This window comes from Sandaracinobacteroides saxicola (assembly GCF_014117445.1).
GTDB classification, from domain to species: Bacteria; Pseudomonadota; Alphaproteobacteria; order Sphingomonadales; family Sphingomonadaceae; genus Sandaracinobacteroides_A; species Sandaracinobacteroides_A saxicola.
This window is the reverse complement of record NZ_CP059851.1, coordinates 1016692-1038583: the sequence shown is the minus strand read 5'-3', so window position 1 is coordinate 1038583 and position 21892 is coordinate 1016692. Positions and strand designations below refer to the sequence as shown.

General features: G+C 67.3%; 20 protein-coding genes and 1 tRNA gene. 6 read left to right on the top strand and 15 right to left on the bottom strand.

Features of this window, described 5'->3' with window-relative positions; genetic code table 11:
* Positions 1-3: 3 nt before the first annotated feature.
* From H3309_RS05190 to H3309_RS05175, 4 genes are all read right to left on the bottom strand, one after another.
* Positions 4-88 (bottom strand) — tRNA-Leu (locus tag H3309_RS05190).
* A 97-nt stretch (positions 89-185) separates the two neighbouring features.
* Positions 186-3533: a TonB-dependent receptor gene (locus H3309_RS05185; RefSeq protein WP_182297691.1), complete on the bottom strand. Its 3348-nt coding sequence runs from the start codon at positions 3531-3533 to the stop codon at positions 186-188.
* A 376-nt stretch (positions 3534-3909) separates the two neighbouring features.
* Entirely contained in the window at positions 3910-4167 is a 258-nt protein-coding gene (locus H3309_RS05180) for a YjhX family toxin (protein WP_182297690.1), read from the bottom strand.
* 690 nt (positions 4168-4857) lie between these two features.
* A complete protein-coding gene (locus H3309_RS05175; RefSeq protein ID WP_182297689.1) occupies positions 4858-6033 on the bottom strand; it encodes an aromatic ring-hydroxylating oxygenase subunit alpha in 1176 nt (391 codons plus the stop codon).
* Between the two features lie 87 nt (positions 6034-6120).
* On the opposite strand from H3309_RS05175, the gene H3309_RS05170 reads away from it, so the two are divergent.
* The 3 genes from H3309_RS05170 (at position 6121) to H3309_RS17175 (ending at position 8423) form a co-directional block, all read left to right on the top strand.
* A complete protein-coding gene (locus H3309_RS05170; RefSeq protein WP_243453850.1) occupies positions 6121-6909 on the top strand; it encodes a cytochrome b/b6 domain-containing protein in 789 nt (262 codons plus the stop codon).
* A complete protein-coding gene (locus H3309_RS05165; protein ID WP_182297687.1) occupies positions 6906-7670 on the top strand; it encodes a molybdopterin-dependent oxidoreductase in 765 nt (254 codons plus the stop codon). Before H3309_RS05170 ends, H3309_RS05165 begins: the two co-directional genes overlap by 4 nt.
* 126 nt (positions 7671-7796) lie before the next feature.
* The gene (locus H3309_RS17175) at positions 7797-8423 is read left to right on the top strand and encodes a PEPxxWA-CTERM sorting domain-containing protein (protein ID WP_243453849.1); all 627 of its coding nucleotides are present in this window, start codon (positions 7797-7799) and stop codon (positions 8421-8423) included.
* Positions 8424-8467: 44 nt separating this feature from the next.
* Here the strand turns inward: H3309_RS17175 and H3309_RS05155 are convergent, their stop codons facing one another.
* From H3309_RS05155 to H3309_RS05125, 7 genes are all read right to left on the bottom strand, one after another.
* On the bottom strand, positions 8468-9310 hold the full coding sequence (locus H3309_RS05155; RefSeq protein ID WP_182297686.1) for a PEPxxWA-CTERM sorting domain-containing protein: 843 nt from the start codon (positions 9308-9310) through the stop codon (positions 8468-8470).
* A 137-nt stretch (positions 9311-9447) separates the two neighbouring features.
* Complete coding sequence (locus H3309_RS05150) at positions 9448-9975, bottom strand: adenine phosphoribosyltransferase (RefSeq protein ID WP_182297685.1); 528 nt, start codon at positions 9973-9975, stop codon at positions 9448-9450.
* Positions 9976-10129: 154 nt separating this feature from the next.
* The gene (locus H3309_RS05145) at positions 10130-10990 is read right to left on the bottom strand and encodes a phosphorylase family protein (RefSeq protein WP_182297684.1); all 861 of its coding nucleotides are present in this window, start codon (positions 10988-10990) and stop codon (positions 10130-10132) included.
* Between the two features lie 10 nt (positions 10991-11000).
* The gene (locus tag H3309_RS05140; RefSeq protein ID WP_182297683.1) at positions 11001-11804 is read right to left on the bottom strand and encodes a cytochrome c1; all 804 of its coding nucleotides are present in this window, start codon (positions 11802-11804) and stop codon (positions 11001-11003) included.
* A 10-nt stretch (positions 11805-11814) separates the two neighbouring features.
* Complete coding sequence (locus tag H3309_RS05135) at positions 11815-13116, bottom strand: cytochrome b (RefSeq protein ID WP_182297682.1); 1302 nt, start codon at positions 13114-13116, stop codon at positions 11815-11817.
* A 4-nt stretch (positions 13117-13120) separates the two neighbouring features.
* The gene (gene petA / locus H3309_RS05130; RefSeq protein WP_182297681.1) at positions 13121-13669 is read right to left on the bottom strand and encodes a ubiquinol-cytochrome c reductase iron-sulfur subunit; all 549 of its coding nucleotides are present in this window, start codon (positions 13667-13669) and stop codon (positions 13121-13123) included.
* Positions 13670-13854: 185 nt separating this feature from the next.
* On the bottom strand, positions 13855-14412 hold the full coding sequence (locus tag H3309_RS05125) for a TMEM165/GDT1 family protein (protein ID WP_317983339.1): 558 nt from the start codon (positions 14410-14412) through the stop codon (positions 13855-13857).
* 74 nt (positions 14413-14486) lie between these two features.
* Between H3309_RS05125 and H3309_RS05120 the strand changes: the two genes are divergently transcribed.
* The 3 genes from H3309_RS05120 to H3309_RS05110 are packed head-to-tail and all read left to right on the top strand — an operon-like array spanning position 14487 to position 16044.
* Positions 14487-15350: an acyl-CoA thioesterase gene (locus H3309_RS05120; protein ID WP_182297680.1), complete on the top strand. Its 864-nt coding sequence runs from the start codon at positions 14487-14489 to the stop codon at positions 15348-15350.
* Positions 15347-15613 carry a DUF4160 domain-containing protein gene (locus tag H3309_RS05115; protein WP_182297679.1) on the top strand — a complete coding sequence of 89 codons (267 nt, stop codon included), beginning with the start codon at positions 15347-15349 and terminating at the stop codon, positions 15611-15613. The genes H3309_RS05120 and H3309_RS05115 overlap by 4 nt, the downstream gene beginning before the upstream one ends.
* Positions 15610-16044, top strand: coding sequence for a helix-turn-helix domain-containing protein (locus H3309_RS05110; protein ID WP_182297678.1), 435 nt, complete (start codon positions 15610-15612; stop codon positions 16042-16044). Before H3309_RS05115 ends, H3309_RS05110 begins: the two co-directional genes overlap by 4 nt.
* 78 nt (positions 16045-16122) lie before the next feature.
* Here the strand turns inward: H3309_RS05110 and H3309_RS05105 are convergent, their stop codons facing one another.
* From H3309_RS05105 to nusB, 4 genes are all read right to left on the bottom strand, one after another.
* A complete protein-coding gene (locus tag H3309_RS05105) occupies positions 16123-17610 on the bottom strand; it encodes a tetratricopeptide repeat protein (protein ID WP_182297677.1) in 1488 nt (495 codons plus the stop codon).
* A 660-nt stretch (positions 17611-18270) separates the two neighbouring features.
* Positions 18271-20373 (bottom strand): sodium-translocating pyrophosphatase, encoded by a 2103-nt coding sequence (locus H3309_RS05100; protein WP_182298511.1) that lies wholly within the window; start codon positions 20371-20373, stop codon positions 18271-18273.
* A gap of 66 nt (positions 20374-20439) precedes the next feature.
* The gene (gene thiL, locus H3309_RS05095) at positions 20440-21375 is read right to left on the bottom strand and encodes a thiamine-phosphate kinase (RefSeq protein WP_243453848.1); all 936 of its coding nucleotides are present in this window, start codon (positions 21373-21375) and stop codon (positions 20440-20442) included.
* An 11-nt stretch (positions 21376-21386) separates the two neighbouring features.
* Positions 21387-21878 carry a transcription antitermination factor NusB gene (nusB, locus tag H3309_RS05090; protein ID WP_182297676.1) on the bottom strand — a complete coding sequence of 164 codons (492 nt, stop codon included), beginning with the start codon at positions 21876-21878 and terminating at the stop codon, positions 21387-21389.
* Between the last annotated feature and the right edge of the window lie 14 nt (positions 21879-21892).

Sequence of the window (21892 nt, the reverse complement as noted above, 5' to 3'; positions counted from 1 at the left end):
GCTTGGTACCCCCGGCCGGACTCGAACCGGCATATCCGAAGACACTCGATTTTGAGTCGAGCGCGTCTACCAGTTCCGCCACAGGGGCACGGCCTGTCCCGCCCTGCTAGCCGCGCCGCGCCGCCATTTCAAGCAAAAGGGCCGCCCGGTCTCCCGAACGGCCCCCGCGTGACGAAACCCAAGGTCTAGAATTTGAACCGCGCGCCGATACGGATCTGCCACAGGCTGATGTTGTCGAAGGTCAGCGCCGGCGCGCTGAAATTGCCGCCGGTCCGCCCGGTATAGACAAATTGCGCGCAGGGCTGCCCCGGGTTGACGGTGGGCAGGCCGCCCACGGTCTGCACGCAGCTGACGTTCGCCAGCGTGCCATAATAGGGGAAGCTCACCTGACGCAGCGAACCCCAGTCCTTGTCCAGCAGGTTCAGCACATTCTCGATGTCGCCGAACAGCTCGAACTTGCTGCCATAGAAGAAGGGAATTTCCTGGCTCACCCGCAGGTCCAGCTTGTTGAAGCGCGGTGCCCGTCCCAGGTTCTTCGGCGCGATCTGCCCCTGATAGGCGTTCAGCTCGCTGTTCTGCACGAACTTCTGGAAGTCGTTGAAGAAAGCCTGGCTGCTATAGCTGACGCGCGGATCGGCCGTGATGCTCGACACGTTCGGCACATAGATCAGGTAACGGTTGTTCGTCCCCGTCGTCCCGAACACGCTCGACCGCGTCGGCGTCGTGTCGGCGAAGGTGAAGCTGTAACGCTGCCCCGCCCGGCTCTCGAAGAACAGGTCGAACCGCGTTTTGGCATCGCGGAACAGCTCGGTCTCATAGCCGAACGACAGCTTCAGCGAATTGTCGATCTGGTAGTTGCTCGTGCCATAAGCGGAAAAATTGGGATCCGCCGCCGCCGTCTGCGAGTAGTTGGACAGCGCCACCGAGCTGGTGCCGCTGTTCACATCCTTCGCCCGCTGCCACAGGTAGCTGGCGCCGATGCTGATGCCATTGTCCCACTTCTTGCGCATCCGCGCCACGATGTTCCAGCTGTAACCGGCCTTGGTGTTATAGAGCAGCACGTCCTGGTTGCCGTCAGCCAGGCTGCTGCCGCCCGTCCCCAGATTGTTCACCGTCTGCTGATAGCGCGGGCGCCCGTCGGGCAGGACACCATTGCCCACCGTGTTCCGCACCGAACGCAGGTCGGTCCAGGCAATGCCCTGGTTGACCTTGCTCCACACAACGTCCGCGCCGAAATTCCAGTCGTCGCCCAGCGTCTCGCCGAAATTCACCGCATAGTCGAAGCTCAGCGCGCCCCGTGTCTGGTTCGGGATCTTGAACGCCGGATCGATGGCGTTGGTCACTGCCAGGCTCGACAGCCCGCGCTGGATGAACTGCTGCAGGATGCCCGGGATCGCCTGCCCGCCCAGCACATTGTCCATGGACGCCGAGCCGATCTGGTTCGCCGTCTGCCCGCCGAAGTCCGCCACGCCGGTGAACCCGCTCGCCGTCCGCTGGATCGTCGTCTGGTTGAGCGCCGTGCCGGGGTTGGAATAGCTGTTGGAAACCCACACGTTCGGCGATCCGCCGGCATAGACGCCCAGGCTGCCGCGCACCCGGAAGCGGTCGCTCGCACGCCAGTTCAGCCCGAAGCGCGGCTGGAAGATCCCCCGGCCGTTCAGTGTCGAATTGTTGGCAAAGCCATAGCGCGCCACGAAATTCGGATTGAGCGCCGGCACGTCGCCGGTCTCATAGAGGTCATAGCGGAAGCCGTAGGTCAGCGTCAGCCCGTCCGCCGCGTCCCACACGTCCTGCACCCCGAAGGTCCAGTTGATGTTCTTGAACTTGCCCCGCACGCTGTCGATGTCACCGTTCACCGGCACCGCCAGCACCAGCCGGTTCGCCTTGCCCGCCTGCAGGTCGGCGATCGAGTCGAAATAGAAGTCGCCGCTGACATTCTGCGCGAACAGGTTGTCGATGTCCTGGCTGCGCCGTTCGGCGATGATCTTCACGCTGTGATCATTCTTCTTGATCAGCGCCTGCAATTCGATCGCCAGCGATTTCACCCGCAGCTCGTTCGCCTGCCGGCTGACGTCCGGTCCGAACGCCACCTGCGGGTTCTGCGGGCTGCCGGCCGGCGCCGTGCAGCTCGTCAGCGAACCCGTGGACACGGGATCGGTGCACACCGTGAACTGGCCCAGCGTCCGGCCGTTGAACGGCACCTGCAACCGCTTGTAGTCATTATAGCTCACCCGCGCCTGGGTGGAGAAGACGTCGCTCCACTCGTCGTTCAGCTGGAACACCCCATAATGGTTGATCTCGCCCTGGGTATAGTTGTTCGATTGCAGCGACAGGGTCGGCGAGGTGGTGGCCAGCGTCGAGGCCAGCGTCTGCCCGGCCAGGATGTCGCCCTTGTTGTAGATGTAGGTGACCGCCGCGCGATGCCCGTCGGCGATGTTCCAGTCGATCTTCGCCACCACCTTGTCGTCGGTCTCGGGCACATTCTTCGCCACGTCCAGCGTGTCATACTTGTACCGGCTGGTGGCGATCCCCTTGATCTGGTCCACCGTCGCGCGCGTCAGGCCGGGAATGCTGTTGGCAAAGCCCTCACCCTGAAGCCCCACGAACGCCGGCACCGCGGCGCGCAGCCGCTCCCACGTCACCGCGAAGAACAGCTTGTCCTTGATCAGCGGCCCGGTCAGTTGCGCGCCCATGTTGTTCGACCGGAACTTGCGGTCCACGATCTGCCCGCGCGTGTTGTTCCCCGCCAGACCGTCGTCGGAATAGGTGTAGAAGGCGCTGCCGGTGAACTCGTTGCCGCCGGATTTCAGCACGGTGTTGATCGCCCCGCCCTGGAAGCCGCCCTGCTGGATGTCCGCCGGCGCCACTTCCACCGTGAACTCGCCGATGGCGTCGATCGGCACCGGCCCGCGGATCGAGGCGAGACCGCCGTTGTTCAGCCCGAACGGATCGCCGAATGCGATGCCGTCCACGGTCACCCGGTTGAACCGGTTGTTCTGCCCGGCGATGCTGATCGCCCGGCTGTTGGTCGGATCCAGCGTCACGAACGGATCGCGCCGCGCCAGGTCGCGGATGTCGCGGTTGATCGTCGCGATGCCCTGGATGTCGTTCACGTTCAGGCTGGTCGCCGGCCCGCTGGCGATCGCGATCGAGGACCGCAGCCGGTTCGCCGTCACCGCGATCGTCGTCCCCACGGCCGCCAGGAAGACGTCGATGCGCTGCGGCTGCCCCGGCGAGATGCTGGCGATCGTCGTCGTCGCCGTGTCGAACCCCTGCGCCGACACCGTCACCGCGAACGGCCCGCCGATGCGCAGGTTCGACGCGCTGAAACTGCCGGACTGGTCGGTCGCCACCACGCTGCGGGTGCCCGACGGCGTGTGCACCACCGTCACCGTGGCGTTCGGGATCGGCGCGCCATTCTCGTCGGTCACGTCACCGCGCACCGTGCCGGTCACGTCCTGCGCCCGCACCCCCGGCGCCGCCACCGCCAACACCGCCAACGCACAGCCAAGCCGCAAAGACCGCATCATCATCGCCATCACCCTTGTTACAGTTTTTGTCCGGACAAACACGGTCGATACCGCGCACGATTCGTCTGGCGCCGGCATGGCGATGAATTATGACAGTTGGAAGTCTGCCACCCCCACCGCCCACGCCTTTCCCACCCCTGTTGCACCGCAGCAACAGCCCTATCCCTCTCCCGTGGAACGGAAGAGGGATAGGCCTGCGGCGAAGCCGTGGGAGGGTGAGGGAATTGTACGCCCGCCGCGAAGCCACGGGAAGGCACGGTCCCCGCAAGCACCCCACCCTAGACCCTGTTGCATTTTGATGGAATCAAAATGCGGGTCTATCTTTTTGTTGTCGTGCATTTTTATCGGAAAACCGCTTCGCACTTTTCCGAAATGCACTCTAGCGGTTGTCCAGCTGCCCCCGCACCGCCAGCCGCCCTTCCCGGCTGATCGCATAGGGTCGCCCGCCGGCCGAGTGGATCAACCCCCGCCGCAACAGCCGGTTGAACACCGCCAGCGTGCAATCCGCCAAACCGAACCCCTCGCGCGTGAAGCATGTCACCGCGGCCACCTTCCCGTTGGAAAGCCGCACCACGTCGATCCGCCCGCCCTTGGCAAGCTCATGCAGCACGCGCTGTTCAAAGCGCGAAATATTCATCGATGAAATCCGAAATTAGTCGGTCATGCCAAGGGCGGCACGCGCCCACCGGACGCCCGCACCACCCCGCCTCAGCCCCTCAGGCTATCGACCGCCCGCAATCTCGCGCATAACCACTCCAGCCCGACACCCGCGGGCGCCGCAATCTACCCAAGGCCACGCGCCCACGCAACCGCTCCCTCCGAAAACACTTGCCAAAGCCGCTCGCCCATGATAACCATATTGGCATTAGCCGAGTCCATCGACAACAGCGCCAGGCAGCCCGCGACCCGCCCAAAGCCCCCGAAATCGCTAACCCTTTGATTCAGGCTGTCACTTTTTGCGACAAACCTTCCAGATTTCCTACCCGCAACAAACCAACAGCCTCACCCACCCCGTCACCCCGGGCTCGACCAGGGGCCCGGGGCCCATTCGACACTCCGCTCACACTATCAGCTCAAGTTTCAAAGCCCCTCCCCCGCCTGCGGGGGAGGTGTCAGGCAAAGTCTGACGGAGGGGGCCAGCGCGTCCACACCAACCCCGAACCACCGCCCCTGCGCGGCCAAGCCGCGCGAACTCGAGCGGTGGGCGAGGCGGAGAGAGCGAAAGAACAAAAGAAAGAAAGAAGAAGCGTGGCAAAGCCGCGCTGTCGGACGTGTCGGTTGGCCACCGGCCAACCGCACGCCGGCCACGCTTGCATGAGTCTGCGAGTTAGCGCTGCGCGCTAATCGCAGCCATGCTGCGCGCTGCGCGTTGCAGCACCCCCTCATTCCGTCCCAGCACCAGCTCGAACCCCGCCGGCGCCTCGCGCAGATTGGCGAACGCCTCCGCCGCCACCCGGTAATCCTCCGTCCGCACCACCGCCTCGGTCATGTCATAGGCCATCGCCACCTCGGCCCGGTGCGTCGCGTCCCGCACGCCCCCCGGCGCATAGACCGCGAACTGGCACCGCATCTGCCCCACGCTCTCCGGAAACAGCCGGAACAGCTGCACGAAGGTCTTCCCCGGCTCCACCGCGCCCACGAAGATCACCGTGTTCGGAAACAGATAATGCACGCCGCCATAATCCATCGCCGGCCATGCCGCTTCCGGCACGCCCCGCAACGCCGCCATCGCCTTCGTGGGAAAGCTCACCCGATGATGGAACGGCGCCAGCTCATCCACCACCGCCACGTCACTAATGTGGGTGATGCCGATGTTCCCCGGATGCAAGGACGCGAAATGATAGCCCTCGCCATAGGTGTCCAGCGCATATTTCCAGTTGGTCGCGGCATCGATATGCCCCCGCTTCACCGGCTCGGCGCCGCCCAGCTCCAGCATCGCCAGCACCGGTTCCAGCTCGCCCAGATGCGCGTCCAGGTCCATCGCCCCCTCCGGCTGCACGAAGATCACCCCGTGCCGCTCCTCGCACGCCACCGGCCACAGGGCGTCGCCGCCATCGAACCCTGCCTTCCCCGGCTGCCCCACCAGCCGCCCCTCCAGGTCGAAGGTCCAGGCATGAAACGGGCAGGTCAGCCGCGCCCGGTGCTCGCATACCCCCTCCTCCCCCGTCAGCAGCTTGGCCCCGCGATGCGTACACAGGTTGCGGAACGCCCGCACCACGCCATCCTTCCCGCGCGCCACGATGATCGAGGGCCCCGCCGCCTCGAACCGCATCACGTCGCCCGGCGCCGGCAGGTCGCGGCTCAGGCCCGCCACCAGCGGCATCCGCCGGAACAGCGCCACTCGCTCCCGCTCGAACCGTTCGGGGCAGGTATAGGCGCTCGCCGCCACCCGCATCGGCGCCGCCGCCATCTCGGTCGTGCCCGCGGCCGCCCGCGCCACCATCCGCCGCTGCAGGTCCTGCGCCGCCCACGCCCGCGCCCCGGCCCCGTCCGCATCCGCCATCCCGCCGCTCCTGCAACCGCCCGCGCCCCACGTCCGTAGCTTGTCATGTCCCGCCGTCATGATAGCCTGCCAAAAGAAGGAAGCCGCATGACCCTGATCAAGCGCCACCGCCTCCCCACCCGCCTCTGGCACTGGGTGAACGCGCTCGCCGTCATCCTGCTCATCATGACCGGGCTGCAAATCTTCAATGCCCACCCGATGCTGCACTGGGGCAAGGCCGGCAACTATGGCGACCCCTCGCTGCTCCTCATCGGCTCGGCGGATGCCGGCAACGGCCGGCTCCAGGGCATCACCCAGGTCCTCGGCCACCAGTTCGACACCACCGGAGTTCTCGGCGTCAGCGCGCCGGGCCAGACGGCGATCGCCTTCCCCGCCTGGGCCACGCTGCCCGGCCCGCGCAACCTCGCGCTTGCCCGCCAGATCCATTTCTTCACCGCCTGGATCTTCGTCGCCGGCCTCATCGCCTTCCTTGCCCTCAGCCTCGCCAACCGCCACCTCAGGGAACTCACCCCCGCCCGCGCCGAACTGGCACCCCGCCACATCTGGCACGACATCGTCCAGCACGCCCGCCTCCGCTTTCCCAGGGGAGAGGACGCCGCCCGCTACCATATCCTGCAGAAACTCGCCTATCTCGGCGTCATCCTGCTGCTCCTCCTCATGATCTACACCGGCCTCTGCATGTCCCCCGGCATGAACGCCGCCGCACCCTGGATGCCCGCCCTCGTCGGCGGCCGGCAGAGCGCGCGCACCCTCCACTTCCTCGCCATGACCGGCATCGTCGCCTTCATCCTCGTCCACCTCGCCATGGTCCTGCTGTCCGGCCCCTTCAACCAGATGCGCGGCATGATCACCGGCCGTTTCAGGCTGCCCCAATGACCGTCCCCACCTCCCGCCGCGCCCTCCTCGGCCTCGGCGCCGCCACCCTCGTCGCCGGCTGCGACCGCCTCGCCACCGCGCCCGCCACCGTCGACCTCCTCGGCCACACCGAGAAACTCACCAAGGCCGCACAGCGCCTCCTCATCGGCCGCACCGCGCTCGCCGCCGAGTTCGACCGCGCCGACATCAGCCGCAACTTCCGCGCCAACGGCAGCATCAATGTCGACGACATCGATTACCAGGCCGACGCCGCCCGTGGCTTCCCGGACTGGCGGCTGGAGGTCACCGGCCTCGTCAAGACCCCGCTCTCGCTCAGCCTCGCCGACCTGCGCGCCCTGCCGCAACGCGCCCAGATCACCCGCCATGATTGCGTGGAGGGCTGGTCCGCCATCGCCGAATGGCAGGGGCCGCAGCTCGGCGCCCTGCTCGCCCGCGCCGGCCTCCTCCCCAATGCCCGCTACGCCGTCTTCCACTGCGCCGACAATCTCGGCGGCGGCCTGTCAGAGGGCGACCGCTATTACGAGAGCATCGACCTCATCGACGCCTTCCACCCGCAGACCATATTGGCCCACCGCATGAACGGCGCGCCGCTGGGCATCCCGCACGGCGCCCCGCTGCGCCTGCGCGTCGAACGGCAGCTCGGCTACAAGCAGGCAAAATATATCCTGCGGATCGACCTCGTCGACAGCTTCGCCGCCCTTGCCGGCGGCAAGGGCGGCTTCTGGGAAGACCGCGGCTACGAATGGTACGCCGGCATCTGACCACTCCCGGCGGGAACCGGCGCCGAAACAGATTTCCCTGTGTCATCAAAGGCTCAAGCCGCCGTCACAATGGCGTCATGACCGGCCGGCAAGACGACTGTACCATTACAGAGGAGACAGAGTATCGTGTCCAGCATCCTTTCCCGCGCCGCCGTCGCAACCTTTTCGCTCGCCGCGGCCCTCATCGCCACCCCCACCGCCGCCGCCGTCATCACGCCGGTCGCGGTCCAGGCGTCCAGCACCTTCCCCGTCTTCTACCTGCCGGAAAACCTCATCAACGGCAGCGGCCTGTCCGGCGGGCTGCACGATGGCGATTTCCGCAACCACTGGATGAGCGACACCACCGGCGAACCCGCCTTCCTCATCTTCGACCTCGGCGTCAACGTCATCCTCCGGCAGGCCCAGCTCTGGCAATATAATGTCGATTTCGGCCTCGACCGCGGCGCCCGCGACATCGCTTTCTCCACGTCGCTCGACGGGATCAGCTTCGCCGCCGCCGGCACCGGCGTGATGACCAGGGCCACCGGCGCGCCGGCACCCGCCCAGCTCTTCGCGCTCGACGGCACGGCCCGCTATGTCCGCGTCGACCTCAACAACAACTATGGCGACCGCTTCACCTGGACCGGCCTTGCCGAGGCCCGCTACGCCGGCGCCGTGCCCGAACCCGCGACCTGGGCGATGATGATCGCCGGATTCGGCCTGGTGGGCGCGGCGACGCGCCGGCGGCGGACGATGGTGGCGGTGAGTGCGTGACGGTTCGGGGCCGGCGCATCGGGCGCCGGCCCCTTCGTTTCCGTTCAGGCGATGGCTGCCTTTCGGCGCAGCGCGGCGCCGACGAGGCCGAAGCCGATGATCATCATCGCCCAGCTTGCCGGCTCCGGCACCGCCGACCCGGTCAGGCTGAAGCTGGCGTTGAACGGTGCCTCCCGGGTGATGTCCGTCCCGATCCGCAGCCAGTCCGGCGACAGGCCGCTGTCGCGGATCCAGCTCTGCAAGTCTGGCACGAACGGCGTCCCCGGCGCCACGATCGGCTTCGCCGCCGACAGCCACAGGAAGGTGCCGTCGCTCAACCGCACTTCCGGCCGGAAGAAATAATGCCCCGCTTCCAGCAGCAGCGGATCGGCGAAGCTGAAATCCACCGTCAGCAGCTGGCCCGTCACCGCGCCCTCGCCACCGGTGAACACGCCGGGCAGCGGGTTGATGCCCGTCACCACGGAATTGGCCACGGTGAAGGGCGCATTGCCCAGCGCGCCGCGATAGCTCAGCTCACCCGCCGCGCTGTCCCGAGCGGCGAAATCCTCGTCCGCCGGCGAATTCTCCCGCGTCGGCACGCGCCCGGACGGCGGATTGGCCGAATCGCCGGGAAACACCCGGTAGAATTCGATCTCCACCTGCTGCACCGAAGCGCCGCCCAGCGGCACCAGCCCGGTGAACTGCCCGCCGGCAATCCTTGACGCCCGGCCGAGCACGAAGTCATCCGCCGTCTCGGTCTCCCGCGCATCCCCCGGTGCTGGCCCAGAGGCACTCGCCATCCGCCCGTCCGGCCCGCCGCTGCTGAACAGCAGCTGGTTGGCGGCCTGTGCCGGCACCGCCGCGGCCGCGGCCGCGGCCACGACCAACAGAAAATCATACCGCATCATCTGATCCTTATCGAACGCTTCATCGCGCGCCGCCGGATGGCGACACGGCGCTCCGGTCCCACGTCCGCGTTGTCGCCCGCGTGGCAGCCGGCGTGGATTTTGCCGTGGCGCGCCGTCGAGCCGACGGTTTCGCGCGTTCAGTGCCCGGCGAACGCCACCAGCGCCACCACCTCGACGCCATCGGCGCGCAGCGCGTCCGCCCCACCCAGGTCGGGCAGGTCGATCACGAATGCCGCCCGAACCACCACGCCGCCTGCCTGACGGATCAGCGCCGCGCCTGCCTTCGCCGTGCCCCCGGTGGCAATCAGGTCGTCCACCAACAACACCCGCGTCCCCGGCGCCACCGCGTCGGCATGCATTTCGATCCGGTCCTGGCCATATTCCAGCGCATAATTCACCCCCAGCGTCGCGCCGGGCAGCTTGTTGCGCTTGCGCAGCAGCAGCACACCCTTGCCCAGGCTGTGCGCCAGCGCCGCGGCGAACACGAACCCCCGCGCCTCGATCCCCGCCACCAGGTTGAAATCCTCCCCCACCACCGCCGCCAGCTGCTCGATGCACGCCCCGAAAGCCGCCCCGTCCAGCAGCAGCGTGGTGATGTCCCGGAACTGGATCCCCGGCGCCGGAAAATCCGGAATCGTCCGTATCGCCGCCGACAAATCCCTCATCTCCCCTCCCTCCCGCTCCATCCCAAAAGCAGCGGAGAAGAAAGGGACAACTCGCCTCTCCCCCGGCACGGGGGAGCGACTCGAGCCGCAAAGCGGACTCGAGCGGAGGGGGCCAGCGAGCGGGGAAAAAGGCATCTCACGCGCTTCATTTCCCTCACATCACCCTCCCCGCCACACTGCGCAACCGCGCCACCGTCGCCGCCGGCCACTGCTCCCGCGCCGTCACGATCGCCCCGTCCAGTGCCCGCTCCCACCCCTCGACACTCGGCAGCGGCAGCGGATCGCACGTCAGCACGTCGGCCAGCGCCACCACCAGCGCCTGCGCCGCCGCCACATTCGCCGCCATCACCGCCATCACCTCGGCGGTTGTCACATGGGCCTCGCTCCAGGCGTCGAAATCGGTCACCATCCCCACGCCGGCGAAGGCCAGCTCCGCCTCCCGCGCCAGGTTCGCCTCCGGCTGCCCGGTCATCCCCACCACATCCAGCCCCTGTGCCCGATGCAGCCGCGATTCCGCCGCGCTCGAAAAGGCCGGGCCCTCCATCGCCAGATAGGTGCCGCCGCGCACATGCCGCACGCCCGCCGCGCGCGCCGCCGCCTCCACCCGGTCCGCCAGATCACGGCACACCGGTTCCGCCGCGCTCACATGCCCCACGATGCCCTCGCCAAAGAAACTCTTCGCCCGGCCATGGGTGCGATCGACATATTGGTCGATGATCACCAGGCAACCCGGCGGCATGGCCTCCCGGAAACTGCCACACGCCGACAGCGCCAGCACCATGCCGCACCCGGCCATCTTCAACGCGGCGATATTGGCGCGATAGGGCACCTCCGCCGGCAGCAGCCGATGCCCGCGCCCATGCCGCGGCAGGAACGCCACCGGCAAACCGCCGATGCTTCCTTCCAGCAGCGCGTCGGACGGCGCCCCCCAGGGCGTCTCGACCCTGCGCCAAACGGCATCGGCGAGAGCGGGCATCGCATAGAGCCCGCTCCCGCCGATAATCCCCAGCTTCACGACCGGCGGCTTAGTGAGCCGTGCCTGCCCACACCCGTCGATAGGTCAGGAAGGCGAGCAGCGACAGGATGCTCAGGAAGACGATCGTGATCACCCCCGCCTGCTTGCGCCGCTCCAGCTCCGGCTCCGCGGCCCAGTGCAGGAAGGCCGACACGTCGCGGCTCATTTGGTCGATGGTCGCCTTGGTGCCGTCGGCATAGGTCACCTGGTCATCCGCCACCAGCGGCGGCGGCATGGCGATGTTCACGCTGTGGAAGTAAGGGTTGTAGTACAACCCCTCCGGCACCGCCCAACCCTTCGGCGGCTCCTTGCCATAGCCGGTGGTCAGCGAATGCAGGTAATCCAGCCCGTCGTGCCGCGCCTTCACGATCAGCGACAGGTCGGGCGGATAGGCATTGTTGTTCGCCGCCCGCGCCGCGATCTCGTTGGGGAAGGGCGGCGGGAAGCGGTCGGACGGGATCGCCGGCCGTTTCGCCGGTTCACCGGTCGCTGGGTCCAGCGTGTCCACCTCATAACCCTTGGCGATCGCCTTCACCTCGGCCTCGGAAAAGCCGATGTCCTGCAAGTTGCGGAACGCCACCCGCTTGATGCCATGGCAGGCCGAGCAGACTTCCTTGTACACCTGGAAGCCGCGTTGCAGCTGCGCCCGGTCGAACGTGCCGAACGGCCCATCCTGATGCCAGCTGATCTCATGCGGATATTTGTGCAGCTGCTTCGCCATGTCCGGCGTCGGCGCCTCGCGCGGCAACAGCGCCGACACCAGCAGCACGACAACGAAAAACAGGCCGGCGGCAAAGCCAACAAGACGAACCATCACGTGCTCCTTATTCCGCCGGTGCCGGCACCGCGCCCGCGGCCATCACATCCTTGCGCTTCCCTTTCGACAGCACGGCCTTCGCGATGCTGTTCGGCAGCGGCAAAGGCCGCTCGATCGCCGAGACGATCGGCAGGATGATCAGGAAATGCGCGAAATAATAGGCCGACGCGAGCTGGCTGATCCGCACATAGGGCTCTTCCGCCGGTGCCCCGCCCACCCAGGCCAGGATCACCACATCGACGCACAGCACCCAGAACCAGATCCGGTACATCGGGCGATAGGCGGTGGACTTCACCCGGCTGGTGTCCAGCCACGGCAGGAACAGCAGCAGGATGATCGAGGCGAACATCGCCAGCACACCCATCAGCTTGGCGGGAATGAACAGCACGTCGATCGTGAACGCCCGCAGGATCGCATAGAAGGGCCAGAAATACCATTCCGGCACGATATGCGTCGGCGTCGACAGCGGATTCGCCGGAATGTAATTGTCCGGATGCCCCAGCGCGTTCGGCAGGAAGAACACCACCACGCTGAAGATCAGCAGATAGATGCACAGCCCGAAGAAATCCTTCGCCGTGAAATAGGGGTGGAACGGCAGCGTGTCCGCCGGCCCCTGCACGTCCACCCCGGTCGGGTTGGTCGAGCCCGGAATGTGCAGCGCCCAGATTTTCAGGATCACCACCCCCAGGATCACGAAGGGCAGAAGGAAGTGCAGGCTGAAAAAGCGGTTCAGCGTCGCATTGTCCGGCGTGAAGCCCCCCAGCAGCCAGGTGTGGATGGCATCGCCCACCAGCGGGATGGCGCTGAACAGGTTGGTGATCACCGCCGCGCCCCAGAAGCTCATCTGCCCCCAGACCAGCACATAGCCCATGAAGGCCGTCGCCATCATCAGCAGCAGGATCACCACGCCCAGCATCCACACCACTTCGCGCGGCGCCTTGTAGCTGCCGTAGTACAACCCGCGGAAAATGTGCAGATACACCACGATGAAGAAGAAGCTGGCGCCGTTCATGTGGACATAGCGCAGCAGCCAGCCCGAATTCACGTCGCGCATGATATGTTCGACACTGTCGAACGCCACCGTCGAATCGGCGGCATAATGCATCGCCAGCACCACGCCGGTGATGATCTGGATCATCAGCGCCACGCCCGCCAGCACGCCGAAATTATACATCCAGTTGATGTTGCGCGGCACCGGGTAACCGGCGCCCACCGCATTGTACACCAGCCGCGGCAAGGGCAGCCGGCTGTCGATATACTGCATCAGCGGATGCGTCGGTTCATAATGTTTGGCCCAGGGAAAGCTCATCGCCTCATCCGATCTCGACCAGAGTGTCAGTCTTGAAGGTCAACGGCGGGACCTCCAGGTTCTTCGGCGCCGGCCCCTTGCGGATGCGCGCCGCCGTATCATAATGGCTGCCGTGGCACGGGCAGAAATAGCCGCCATAGTCGCCCTTGTTCTCGCCCTCCGCGGCCCCCAGCGGCACGCAACCCAGGTGCGTGCACACCCCCAGCGTGATCAGCCACTGTTCCTTGCCCGGCTTCGTCCGCTCGGCGAGCGTCTGCGGGTCGCGCAGCTCGCTCACCGCCACCTTGTTCGCCGTCGCGATCTCGGCCGGCGTCAGCTGGCGCAGGAACACGGGTTTTCCCTGCCACACCGCCTTGATCGCCTGGCCCGCCGCGATGCCCGAGATATCCACCTCGGTCGTCGCCATCGCGCGCACATCGGCGCTGGGGTTCATCTGGTTCACCAGCGGCCACACCACCGCCGCGGCGCCCACGGCCCCGAACGCCCCCGTCGCCACATAGATGAAATCCCGGCGCCGAACGCCATCTTCGGTCACGTCTGCGGTATCAGCCATGCAAAAAGCCCTAAGTTGATGCCGCGCTTTAGCCGCGCGCCCGCGGATTCCGCAATGGGCAAACTGTCACGGTTGTTGTTGCGCGGCTAACGCCGGAGTCGGTACCGGCCCGCTCCCCCACCCGACCACCCATAGAATACTGACGTCGGGTGGTCGGGTGGAGGAGCGGGCCAGCACCGCCATGTTCAGCGCAGCAATGTAAATACCCCCAGCACCGCGAACACCGCCGCCGCCGCCAGCCGCATCGCCCTCAGCGGGATCACCTTCAGCAGCTTCTCGGCAAAGATCACCGCCGGCACATTGGCCAGCAGCATCCCCAGCGTCGTCCCCAGCGTCACCATGACCGGCGCCTCGAACCGCGCCGCCAGCGCCACCGTCGCGATCTGCGTCTTGTCCCCCATCTCCAGGATGAAGAAGGCCACCACCGTCGCCGCGAACGCGCCCAGCCCGGCTCCGGCCTTCGGCATCCCCTCATCCTTGTCCGGGATCAGCGCCCACACCGCCGTCGCCAGGAACCCCAGCCCCACCGCCCAGCGCAACACCTCGTCGGTCAGCCAGCCGGCCACCAGCGTCCCCAGCAGCGCGGCCAGTGCATGGTTCGCCACCGTCGCCACGAAAATCCCCGCGATCACCGGCCAGGGCCGCTGGAACCGCGCCGCCAGCAGCACGGCGAGCAGCTGCGTCTTGTCCCCCATCTCCGCCAGCGCCACCGTTCCCGTCGATATCAGCAGCGCCTCGATCATGCGGTCCCCCCAATGCCGCTCCCCAATGCCCCGCGCGGCTTCCCTTCCGCAACCCACCTTGTTAATCGCCGCCGATGCCCACCGCCCTCGCCCGCCTCCTCACCCTCCTCGATGTCGAGGAGCTCGAAGTCGACCTCTACCGCGGCCGCAACGGAGACGAGGGCTGGATTCGCGTCTATGGCGGCCAGGTCGTGGCCCAGGCCCTCGCCGCGGCGCAGCGCACCGTGCCGGCCGACCGCCCCGTCCACTCGCTGCACAGCTATTTCATCCGCCCCGGCGAACCCAACATCCCCATCCTCTACCGGGTGGAGCGCGAGCGTGACGGCGCCAGCTTCACCACCCGGCGGGTCAGCGCCATCCAGCACGGCCGCACCATCTTCTCGCTCACCGGCAGCTTCGCCCGCCTCGAACCCGGGCATGAGCATGCCGACCCCATACCCGCCGTCGCCGGCCCGGAGGGTCTGATGAACCACGCCCAGCTCCACGCGCGGGACCGCCACCTCATCCCCGAACCCTGGCGCACCACCTGGGACAACCGCGACCGCCCCATCGAATTCCGCCCGCTGCAACCCGGCCAATGGGGCGTCGTCGAAAAGCTGCCGCCGGTGCAGCAGAACTGGTTCCGGGCCGACGGCGACCTCCCCGATGATCCTGCCCTCCACGCCTGTGTCTTCGCCTATGCCACCGACATGACGCTGCTCGACACCTGCACCCTGCCGCATGGCCTCGACTGGACCGACCCCCGATTCCAGACCGCCAGCCTCGACCACAGCATCTGGTTCCACCGCCCGGTCACGCTCGACGGCTGGCTGCTCTACGCCCAGACCAGCCCCGTCGCCGCCCACGCCCGCGGCTTCAACCTCGCCCATGTGTTCACCCGCGAAGGCACCCTCCTCGCCACCGTCGCCCAGGAAGGCCTGATGCGCTACCGGGGTTGATCGAGTGCAACCTTTGCACTGTCAACAATCATGCCCCGCCTGATGCGTTTCGGAAACTACGACATCGGCTGTTCTTCGCCGATCACACTCCGCCGCATTTCCACATCCTCGGCCGGAAGGGCGCCGCCAAGGTTCGCATCGACACGCGGGACGTCATGATGCTTTCAGGAAAGCTCGACCTGCGGGAACCCATGGCCTGGGCACAGGAAAATCAGGCGCTGCTGATGCAGCGCTGGCAGCTCTACAGCGGAGACAGTGCATGACCCTCGGCAAGCTCACCGCCGTCGCCGTCACCGGTCCCCAGTCGCTCATGCTGGGTTGGGATGACGGACTGACCGCTGCCGTGAGCCTCGGCCCGGTCATCGCCGCACATCCCGGCCTTGCCCCCCTCGCCGATCCCGCCAGCTTCGCTGCCGTCACGCTCAGCGAAGACGGCTGGTCGCTCGAATGGCCCGCCGGCCCGGATTTCGGGGCCGCGCAGCTTCGCCGCTGGGCGGACGAGCAGCGCGGCGCCATCACGTCGGCCAGCGTCTTCCGCCAATGGATGACCGAATCCAGCCTCACGCTCGACCGCGCCGCCGAAGCCCTGGGCCTGTCTCGCCGCACCGTCGCCTACTATCTCTCCGGCGAACAACCCATCCCCCGCACGGTCATGCTCGCCACCGAAGCCCTCACCCACCGCGCCGCCACCTAAACAGGCCCATGGCGCATCCCTTCACTCGCCCGTGAACAATCCCCCATCAGATCCTGGCATCAAACATCCGGTCGATGTTCACCGGCGCTCGCCCCCCGCGGCGATCGCCGCCTTCACCGCGGCGTCGTCCTTCGTCCGCAGCGCCGCCATCAGCCGCAGCATCCATTCGGGCGCCTCGCGGTGCGGGTTGTTCACCAAGGGCCCCAGGGCCCGCGCCGCATCCTCATGCCGCCCGGCGTGGGCCAGCACCAGGCCCGCGCGGAATGCCAGCCCCGGTGCCTGCGGGGCCAGCAGGTTCGCCGTGTCCAGCACATCCACCACGCTCTTGGGCACATTCAGTCCCTGGAAGGTCGCGGCATAGGCCGACAGCACCTGCCAGTCGTTCGGTGCAGCCTTGAATGCCCGCACCAGCAGCGTCCGCGCCAGCCTGACCGCCGCCGCCGAGGCATCCGGGCGGTTGGCACGGAACATCGCCGCCCGCCAGCGCAGCAGCCAGGGATCATCCGGCGTCAATGTCAGTTGCGCATCCAGCAACGGTGCCGCCACCGCATCCTCACCGCCCGCCGCGGTGCCGACCGCCAGCACCCGCGCCGCCCAGGCATCCCCCGGAAACTTCGCAGCCGCGGCCCGCAGCCGCGCCAGGTTGGCGGCATCCGTCTCCTTGCTCTGCGGCAACTGCAGGGACACCAACGGCAGCAGCATGTCATCCGCCGGCGGCGGCAGCGCCGTCACGGTCACCGCCGCCGGCGGGCGCGGCTTGCGCGTCATCCGCACAAACGGGATTTTCCCGTCCTGCCAGTATCGCTCCACCTTCCGCGCAAAGCCCTTGAGATCGGGATCCACCGCCGCCTGGAACGCGGTCACCGCGTCCTCGCCCTGCGCCAGCCGACGCAGATAATCCCGCAGCTTCTCCGTCATCCCCGGCGTCCGGAACAGGTAATGCGTCAACATCCAGCTCTGCGCATAGAAAACCCCCCGCGCACCGGCTCGCACATCGCCGCGCAACAGTGCTTCCATCGGTAACGCCAGCTCATTGCCCAGCGAATAGGCACGCGACGTGTTCGCCAACCCATATTCGATCTTCTCCGGCCAGAAACGCGCCGTCGCCATATATTCGGCAAAACCCTCCACATACCATTTCGGCATCGCCAATGCACTGTTGGCGAACATGAAATGATGGGCATATTCATGCAGCAACACTTCGCGTCCGGACATCCAGTCGCTGTCGCCCACGCCATTGCGCAACCCCACTGCGATGATCCCGGCGTCGGTTGGGCGATAGAATCCCAGTGTGTCGGGGCTGGCATCAGGATCGATGATCCGCAATCCGCTGCGTCCGCCGACCATGTAGATGTCCAGTTTCGGCGCCTGCGGCGGCGTTTCCCGCCCGGTCACCAGCACCAGCAGCGCGTGAAAATCCTCCAGTTCATCCGCCTGAACCCGCAGGCGCGCCTCGCTGGTCTCGCTGTAAATGCGGAAATGGGCCGTCTCCGCCACCAGCCAGCGCGCCTGCACCGGCCCCGCCGACACCCACAAGAACAGGACCAACGCCAGCAAACGCCCCATTGCACAAGACTAATCAACAACCCCCATGCCGACAAGCAGCCGTGCCATGAGAAATAATCTGGAATGACAACGCCGGATTGACGTCCACTGGGCCCGGTCCGGCGACACCGCACGCAAACCGCTTGCCAAACGCGACATCATCTGCTAACCATATTGGCATTATCGAGTCAGCATCCGATGCACAGCCACCCCGCGCGACCCGCCCAAAACGCCCCGAAACCGCTAACCCCTTGATTCAGGCTGTCACTTTTTGCGCAAAACCTTCCAGATTTCCTACCCGCAACAAACCAACACCCCCCCGTCACCCCGGGCTCGACCCGGGGCCCCGTCACCCCGGGCTTGACCCGGGGCCCCACACTATCGGCTCCAGCGCCAAAGCCCCTCCCCCGCTTGCGGGGGAGGTGTCAGGCAAAGCCTGACGGAGGGGGCCAGCGCCTCCGCACCAACCCCGAACCACCGCCCCTGCGCGGCCAAGCCGCGCGAACTCGGGCGGCAGGCGAGGCGAAGAGAGCGAAAGAAGAAAGAAGAAAGAAGAAAGAAGAAAAAAGAGCGCGGGCAAAGCCCGCGTGTCGGACGTGTCGGGCGGCCACGAGCCGCCCGCACGCCGGCCAGGGACTTCGGTGAGTCTGCAAATAGCGCCTTGCGCTATTTGCAGCCACCTCAGCCCGCCGCCAGCGCCGCCAGCAGCAGCAGCGCCACGATATTCGTGATCTTGATCATCGGATTCACCGCCGGCCCCGCCGTATCCTTGTACGGGTCGCCCACCGTGTCGCCGGTCACCGCGGCCTTGTGCGCCTCGCTGCCCTTGCCGCCATAATGGCCATCCTCGATATATTTCTTGGCATTGTCCCACGCCCCGCCACCGCTGGTCATGGAGATCGCCACGAAAATACCGGAGACGATCACACCCATCAGCAGCGCGCCCAGCGCGGCAAAGCCGTTCGCCTGCCCCGCCACCGCGGTGATGGCGAAATACACCACCACCGGCGCCAGCACCGGCAGCAGGCTCGGCACGATCATCTCCTTGATCGCCGCCTGCGTCACCAGGCCCACCGTCTTCGCATAATCCGGCTTCGACGTGCCCAGCATGATCCCCGGATTGGTGCGGAACTGCTCCCGCACCTCGGTCACCACGCTGCCCGCGGCGCGCCCCACCGCGGTCATCCCCATCGCCCCGAAGATATAGGGCAGCAGCGCGCCCAGCAGCAGGCCGACGATGACATAGGGGTTGGACAGGCTGAAATCGACCGTGATGGTGCTGAAGAACTTCGTCAGGTCGGTCGTATAGGCGTTGAACAGCACCAGCGCCGCCAGTCCCGCCGAACCGATGGCATAGCCCTTGGTCACCGCCTTCGTCGTGTTGCCCACCGCGTCCAGCGCGTCGGTGCGCTCCCGCACCTCGCTCTCCAGCCCGGCCATCTCGGCAATCCCGCCGGCATTGTCCGTCACCGGCCCATAGGCGTCCAGCGCCACCACCATGCCAGCCAGCGCCAGCATCGAGGTCGCCGCGAACGCGATCCCGATCACGCCCGCCAGCTGATAGCTCACGATCATCCCGGCGCAGATCACCAGCGTCGGCAGCGCCGTCGATTCCAGGCTGATCGCCAGCCCCTGGATGATGTTGGTGCCATGCCCGGTCTGGCTCGCCGCCGCGATGGACTGCACCGGGCGGTAATTGGTGCCGGTATAATATTCGGTGATCCACACCATCAGGCCGGTCACCGCCAGCCCCACCAGCATCGCGACATAGAGGTTCATCGCCGTGAACCCGCCCGTCCCGTCCGCCGCCTGGCCACCGATGATCATCCCCATGTCCGGGAACAGCAGCTTCGTCGCCACGAACAGCGCCGGCACGCTCGCCACCGCCGACACGATGAAGCCCTTGTACAGCGCCCCCATGATGTTCTTGGACGCGCCCAGCTTGACGAAGAAGGTGCCCAGAATGGACGTGATGATGCACACCCCGCCCGCCAGCAGCGGCAGCGTCATCAGCGGGCCAAGGTAGGCGCCGCCCACCAGCAGCGCGATCAGCACCATGGTGGCGCCGATGGTCACCACATAGGTCTCGAACAGGTCGGCCGCCATCCCGGCGCAGTCACCCACATTGTCGCCCACATTGTCGGCGATCACCGCCGGGTTGCGGGGGTCATCCTCGGGGATTCCGGCCTCCACCTTGCCCACCAGGTCGGCGCCCACGTCGGCCGCCTTGGTGAAGATGCCGCCGCCCAGCCGTGCGAAGATGGAGATCAAGGAGGCGCCCAGCGCCAGGCACACCAGGCTGTCGATCACGATCCGGTCGGTCGGCGACAGTCCCATGCTGCTCGTCAGCACCCAGTAATAGCCGGCGATCGCCAGCAGCGCCAACCCCGCCACCAGCATCCCCGTCACCGCCCCGGCGCGGAACGCCATGGTCAGCCCGGCCTGCAACCCCTGCCGCGCCGCTTCGGCCGTGCGCACATTGGCCCGCACCGAAATATTCATGCCGATGAACCCCGTCGCGCCCGACAGCACCGCCCCCAGCACGAAGCCGATCGCCGGATAGAGGCCAAAGAACCAGGCCACGATCACCAGCGCCACCACGCCCACAATCGCGATCGCGCCATATTGCTTGCGCAGATAGGCGCCCGCGCCCTCCTGGATCGCCGCCGCGATCTCCTGCATCCGCGCATTCCCCGGCGATGCCTTCAACACCACCTGCGCCGTGACAATCCCATAAACGACCGCGGCGACGCCGCAGAGAATCGCGACCAAGATATAATCCATCATGTCCCCTCATGGCACACCCTGCCGGCGCGCCCTTTCGTTCAAGCGTGCGGCTTGTGGCAAAGGTTATCCGGCGTTGCAACCCCGCCCATGCTCGAACCCCAGCCGCGCCGGCAGCGCCACCGGGCCATCAGCGCCCCGCAACCGCAACCCCGCGCCCGCCAGCACCCGCCCGATCCGCGTCACCGCCACCTTGCCCGCCGCCCCCGCCGCCCGCACCGCCCCGGCCGCCGCCGGCGCCGCCGTGAACAGCAGCTCATAATCATCCCCGCTCGCCGCCGCCGCCAGCACGCCCGCCTCCCCCGCCGGCAACAACGCCCGCACCGCGTCGGACAGCGGCACGGCGTCCAGCTCGATCGCCACCCCCACCCCGCTCGCCTCTCCCAGCCGCGCGGCGTCGATCAACAATCCGTCGCTCACATCCATCGCCGCGCTCGCCACGCCCGCCAGTGCCGCCCCCAGCCCCAGACGCGGCACCGGCCGGCGGTATCGCTTCAGCAGCACGCCCTCCACCGCCATCTCGCCCAGCGCCATCCGCAGCCCCAGCCCGGCATCCCCAACCGTCCCGCTCAGCCACAGCTCGTCGCCAACCCGCGCCCCCATCCGCGAAAGCGGCGCCGCCGCCGCCCCCAACGCCGTCAACCCCAGCACCGCCGGCCCGCTCACCGTATCCCCACCCAGCAGCGGACAGTCCCACAGCGCCGCCACCCGCCCCAGCCCGGCGATGAAATCCGCCGTCCACACCGCCTCCCGCGCCAGCGTCAGCCCCAGCAGCATGCCCAGCGGCGTCGCCCCCATCGCCGCCAGGTCAGAGAGGTTCGTCGCCACCAGCTTCCATGCCACGTCGCCCGCCGGGCACGCGGGGGTGTAGTGCACCCCCTCCACCAGCACGTCATGCGTCGCCACCAGCCGCCGGCCCAGCGGCACGTCGATCACCGCCGCATCGTCGCGCAGCCCCCGCGCCGCCGGGTGGGTCGCCAGCGCCCGCAGCGCGGCAATCACATCGGCCTCGTTCAGGCCGCCACCCCTTCCGGACGCACGGCCTTCCCCAACCGGTCGAGCAGCGCGTTCACGAACCCCGCCTCGCTCGCCGGATAGAAGGCCCGCGCCACCTCGACATATTCGTTCACCACCGCGCCGCGCGGCACATCCGCCCGCGCCACCAGCTCATAGGCACCCGCCGCCAGGATGGCGTGCATCAACCGGTCCAGCCGCCCCAGCGTCCAGCCCTCGGCCAGCCGCTCGGCAATCGCCATATCCAGCTCGTCCTGCCGCAGCAGCACGCCCGTCACCACATCGTCGAAAAATGCCGCATCCGCCGCCAGATACTGTTCGTCCTCGATCTCCGCCCCCAGCCGGTGGTCGTGGAACTCGTGCAGCAGCCGCGCCACCGGAGTCGCCGCCGTCCAATGCTGATAGATCGCCTGCACCGCGGCCAGCCGCGCGGCAGACCGGCGGGCACGCGCATCGGCCAGCGCGGCCTGTTTCTTTCGGGGGGTTCGCATGCCCACCCCATAGC

What these genes read in the sequence shown, in the direction of transcription:
- H3309_RS05185 (WP_182297691.1), bottom strand. Translation starts at nt 3,533, where the DNA reads ATGATGATGCGGTCTTTGCGGCTTGGCTGTGCGTTGGCGGTGTTGGCG.
- H3309_RS05180 (WP_182297690.1), bottom strand. Translation starts at nt 4,167, where the DNA reads ATGAATATTTCGCGCTTTGAACAGCGCGTGCTGCATGAGCTTGCCAAG.
- H3309_RS05175 (WP_182297689.1), bottom strand. Translation starts at nt 6,033, where the DNA reads ATGGCGGATGCGGACGGGGCCGGGGCGCGGGCGTGGGCGGCGCAGGAC.
- H3309_RS05170 (WP_243453850.1), top strand. Translation starts at nt 6,121, where the DNA reads ATGACCCTGATCAAGCGCCACCGCCTCCCCACCCGCCTCTGGCACTGG.
- H3309_RS05165 (WP_182297687.1), top strand. Translation starts at nt 6,906, where the DNA reads ATGACCGTCCCCACCTCCCGCCGCGCCCTCCTCGGCCTCGGCGCCGCC.
- H3309_RS05155 (WP_182297686.1), bottom strand. Translation starts at nt 9,310, where the DNA reads ATGATGCGGTATGATTTTCTGTTGGTCGTGGCCGCGGCCGCGGCCGCG.
- H3309_RS05150 (WP_182297685.1), bottom strand. Translation starts at nt 9,975, where the DNA reads ATGAGGGATTTGTCGGCGGCGATACGGACGATTCCGGATTTTCCGGCG.
- H3309_RS05140 (WP_182297683.1), bottom strand. Translation starts at nt 11,804, where the DNA reads ATGGTTCGTCTTGTTGGCTTTGCCGCCGGCCTGTTTTTCGTTGTCGTG.
- H3309_RS05135 (WP_182297682.1), bottom strand. Translation starts at nt 13,116, where the DNA reads ATGAGCTTTCCCTGGGCCAAACATTATGAACCGACGCATCCGCTGATG.
- petA (WP_182297681.1), bottom strand. Translation starts at nt 13,669, where the DNA reads ATGGCTGATACCGCAGACGTGACCGAAGATGGCGTTCGGCGCCGGGAT.
- H3309_RS05125 (WP_317983339.1), bottom strand. Translation starts at nt 14,412, where the DNA reads ATGATCGAGGCGCTGCTGATATCGACGGGAACGGTGGCGCTGGCGGAG.
- H3309_RS05120 (WP_182297680.1), top strand. Translation starts at nt 14,487, where the DNA reads ATGCCCACCGCCCTCGCCCGCCTCCTCACCCTCCTCGATGTCGAGGAG.
- H3309_RS05110 (WP_182297678.1), top strand. Translation starts at nt 15,610, where the DNA reads ATGACCCTCGGCAAGCTCACCGCCGTCGCCGTCACCGGTCCCCAGTCG.
- H3309_RS05105 (WP_182297677.1), bottom strand. Translation starts at nt 17,610, where the DNA reads ATGGGGCGTTTGCTGGCGTTGGTCCTGTTCTTGTGGGTGTCGGCGGGG.
- H3309_RS05100 (WP_182298511.1), bottom strand. Translation starts at nt 20,373, where the DNA reads ATGGATTATATCTTGGTCGCGATTCTCTGCGGCGTCGCCGCGGTCGTT.
- nusB (WP_182297676.1), bottom strand. Translation starts at nt 21,878, where the DNA reads ATGCGAACCCCCCGAAAGAAACAGGCCGCGCTGGCCGATGCGCGTGCC.